At 47.0% G+C, this 3,996-nt stretch carries 2 protein-coding genes and 2 tRNA genes; all 4 read right to left on the reverse strand.

Going from position 1 to position 3,996, the window contains the following annotated elements; all coding sequences use genetic code 11:
• Positions 1–447 precede the first annotated feature (447 nt).
• The gene (gene ppdK, locus H9X84_RS12645) at positions 448–3,075 is read right to left on the reverse strand and encodes a pyruvate, phosphate dikinase (RefSeq protein WP_205134564.1); all 2,628 of its coding nucleotides are present in this window, start codon (positions 3,073–3,075) and stop codon (positions 448–450) included.
• A gap of 136 nt (positions 3,076–3,211) precedes the next feature.
• Positions 3,212–3,538 carry a hypothetical protein gene (locus H9X84_RS12650; RefSeq protein ID WP_205134565.1) on the reverse strand — a complete coding sequence of 109 codons (327 nt, stop codon included), beginning with the start codon at positions 3,536–3,538 and terminating at the stop codon, positions 3,212–3,214.
• A gap of 101 nt (positions 3,539–3,639) precedes the next feature.
• Positions 3,640–3,724, reverse strand: a tRNA-Leu gene (locus H9X84_RS12655).
• Positions 3,725–3,889: 165 nt separating this feature from the next.
• Positions 3,890–3,974: transfer RNA gene (locus H9X84_RS12660), tRNA-Leu, on the reverse strand.
• Between the last annotated feature and the right edge of the window lie 22 nt (positions 3,975–3,996).

The following is a 3,996-nucleotide window of genomic DNA, read 5'->3' on the forward strand; positions in this document are numbered from 1 at the left end:
CCTCCGGTTTTTTCGAAACCGGCAAACTCTTGTCATTTATCAGCAGAATCATCTGCCGTTGAATTGACTATGGGTTGTAAGTTTATTTCTGCTGTTCAGTTTTCAAGGACCAGTCTTGCTTTCCGCTTATCAGCGTCAGCTAGATTAGTATATCAGATTCACACCTTTCTGTCAAGTACTTTTTTTCGTACTTTTCAGCTTTGCTTCTGTGTTTCTCTCTGATTTTCCTTCTTGCCTCTCGGTTTTCCCGAGTGCTTGATTATTCTACCAGTAATTTTACTCTATGTCAATACTTTTTTTCAATTTTTTTATTTTTATTTTACATTTCGCGTTTTTGCCGCCATCCCCTCCCATTTATACAGAATATTTTACGCAAAAAAAGTATACCGCCTCTTAGACGGTATACCTTTTTATAATCTATATTTCGTTTACTGCAATATCCTCAGCTTATCTGGGGAAGTTGATCTGCGCCTGAGCCGCAGCCAGTCTTGCGATAGGCACACGGAAAGGAGAGCAAGATACATAGTCCAGACCGATCTGGTGGCAGAATTCTACGGAAGAAGGATCGCCGCCGTGTTCGCCGCAGATACCCAGGTGGATGTCAGGACGAACGGGTTTTGCCTTCTCTACTGCCCACTGCATCAGCAGGCCAACGCCTGTTCTGTCCAGTCTTGCGGTAGGATCGCATTCATAGATGTTCTTATCGATGTAGTCAGCCAGAATCTTACCAGCATCGTCACGGGACAGACCATATGTCATCTGTGTCAGGTCGTTTGTACCGAAGGAGAAGAATTCTGCTTCTGTCGCGATCTGATCTGCTGTCAGAGCAGCTCTGGGGATCTCGATCATGGTACCTACCAGATATTTCAGCTTCTTGCCTTTTTCTTCCATTACTTTTTCTGCTGTTTCCACAACAATATTCTTTACGAATTTCAGTTCTTTGATTTCGCCAACCAGAGGGATCATGATTTCGGGAACGATTTCAATACCCTCTTCCTGGGAAACTTCCACAGCAGCTTCAATGATAGCCTTTGTCTGCATTTCAGCAATTTCAGGATAGCTTACAGCCAGACGGCAGCCTCTGTGACCCATCATAGGGTTCAGTTCATGCAGACCTCTTGCTTTGATCTTCAGTTCTTCCACAGTCTTGCCTGTTCCTTTTGCCAGTACTTCGAATTCTTCTTCTGTGTTGGGCATGAACTCATGCAGAGGGGGATCCAGCAGACGAATGGTAACAGGTCTTGTGCCCATTGCCTTGTAAATGCCTTTGAAGTCCTCTTTCTGGAAAGGTTCGATACCAGCCAGAGCAGCTTTTCTTTCTTCTACTGTTTCAGCCAGGATCATCTTTCTGAATTTCATGATTCTGTCGCCTTCAAAGAACATATGCTCTGTTCTGGTCAGACCAATACCTTCTGCGCCGAAGTCAATGGCTGTCTGCGCGTCGTGAGGTGTATCAGCGTTTGTTCTTACTTTCAGAACTCTCTTTTCATCAGCCCAAGCCATGAATTTAGCGAAGTTGCCGCTGATTTCAGGATCTACGGTAGGGATGTCTTCGCCATAGATGTTACCTGTGGAGCCATCCAGAGAGATGTAGTCGCCTTCTTTGAATGTTTTGCCGCCCAGTGTGAATGTTTTTGCTTCTTCGTTCATTTTGATTTCTTCACAGCCGGATACGCAGCATGTACCCATACCACGAGCAACAACGGCTGCGTGAGAAGTCATACCACCGCGAACGGTCAGGATACCCTGTGCAGCTGCCATACCTTCAATGTCCTCAGGAGAGGTTTCCAGACGAACCAGGATCACTCTGTCGCCAGCCTCAGCCTGTGCTTTAGCGTCTTCTGCGGTGAAGCAGATCTTACCAGCTGCTGCGCCGGGAGATGCGGGCAGACCTTTGCCGATGGGTGCAGCTGCCTTCAGTGCTTTCTGGTCGAATGCGGGATGCAGGATCTGATCCAGCTGTTTGGGTTCTACTTTCATCAGAGCTTCGTCCTTTGTCAGCAGACCTTCGTCAACCATTTCTACGGCGATACGCAGAGCAGCGTTTGCTGTTCTCTTGCCGTTTCTTGTCTGCAGGAAGTACAGTTTGCCTTCTTCTACGGTAAATTCCATATCCTGCATGTCTTTGTAGTGGTTTTCCAGTTTATTAGCGATTTCCATAAACTGTGCGTATACTTCGGGCATATCTTCTGCCAGCTTTGCGATGGGCTTAGGTGTACGAACACCGGCTACTACGTCTTCGCCCTGTGCGTTTACCAGGTATTCGCCCAGCATTGCTTTTTCGCCTGTTGCGGCGTTTCTTGTGAAGGCAACGCCTGTACCGGAGGTGTCGCCCATGTTGCCGAATACCATCATCTGTACGTTAACTGCGGTACCCCAGCTGTAAGGGATATCGTTCATTCTTCTGTAAACGAATGCACGAGGGTTATCCCAGCTGCGGAATACAGCCTTTGCAGCTTCAAACAGCTGTTCCTTGGGATCCTGAGGGAATTCCTTGCCCTGATCTTCCAGGTAGATCTGTTTGAACATTTCAGCCACTTTCTTCAGATCGTCAGCGGACAGATCTGTGTCGTATTTTGCGCCAACCTGTTCTTTGTATTCATCCAATTTTCTTTCAAATTTGGATTTGGATACGCCGATAACAACGTCAGCAAACATCATGATAAATCTTCTGTAAGAGTCGTAAGCGAATCTGGGGTTGCCTGTCTTTGTTGCCAGACCCTCAACGGAAACGTCGTTCAGACCCAGGTTCAGAACGGTGTCCATCATACCGGGCATGGATGCTCTCGCGCCGGAACGAACGGATACCAGCAGGGGATTTTCAGGATCGCCCAGTTTTTTGCCTGCCATTTCTTCCAGTTTTGCCAGAGCAGCCTCAATCTGAGCTACCATTTCGTCGTTCAGCTTCTTGCCGCCTTCATTGTACTCTGTGCAGGCCTCGGTGGTAATGGTGAAGCCCTGAGGGATCGGCAGTCCCAGGATTGTCATTTCCGCCAGGTTTGCGCCTTTACCGCCCAGCAGATTACGCATGGAAGCGTTACCTTCGCTGAACATGTAAACATACTTTTTGCTCATACTTCTTTACCTCCTGTTTATTGAATAAAAGATGGTTTCGGGACATTTCCCCACAAAATCAAAATACGCAGATGCGCATTTTAGTAAATCGCCGCAATTTGCCGCCCTCCTCTTCCCTTTTTCTCCCAATAAGAAATCAGACGGTTCTGAACAGGTTCGGGCAAATTTCCGTGCAGATTGCCAAGCTTTCTTTTGCAGAATTTTCCCTATACATAAGATTATACCAAATCCCCCCATAACGCAAGCCGATTTTTTTCAAATTTTCCAGGCTTTTCTGTGGCTTTTTCATAAGAAAAAACATACCATCAGGCAACATGACTGTTTTTGTCTGCTCTATCTCAGCAAATTGCCTGTCCTTTCCGGCACACAGCGTCCCTTCTCCGCTAAAAAAACAGCTTTCCTCCGCCGTCGATTCACAGAAAAATAGCCCGCGCGCCTTCCATCCTCCCTTTTCCCTGTGCACCCCCTCTCCTCAAACAGCACGCCAATACATTGACATCGCTACATAGCTATGTTTCCCACGCAAAAAAAGACCATCTCTTCTGAGATGGTCTTTTTTCTGACTGCGGATGACAGGACTTGAACCTGCACGGGCGCAATGCCCACTAGAACCTGAATCTAGCGCGTCTGCCAATTCCGCCACATCCGCATATGCCTTTTTGAAACTTGCTTTGCTATCATACTATAAAAAGAAGCCCCTGTCAACTGTTTTTTTCATTTTTTTGAAACTCTGCTTTCCCGCCCCCCCTTTGACGCCGAGCAATCTCTCCGCCCCAAAGAAAAAAGACCATCTTTCCGATGGTCTCTTTTCAGATGCGGATGACAGGACTTGAACCTGCACGGGCGCAATGCCCACTAGAACCTGAATCTAGCGCGTCTGCCAATTCCGCCACATCCGCATATTGTATTGATTTTCATACA

Origin of the sequence: Anaerotignum lactatifermentans (genome assembly GCF_016902535.1) — a bacterium.
GTDB lineage: Bacteria > Bacillota > Clostridia > Lachnospirales > Anaerotignaceae > Anaerotignum > Anaerotignum lactatifermentans_A.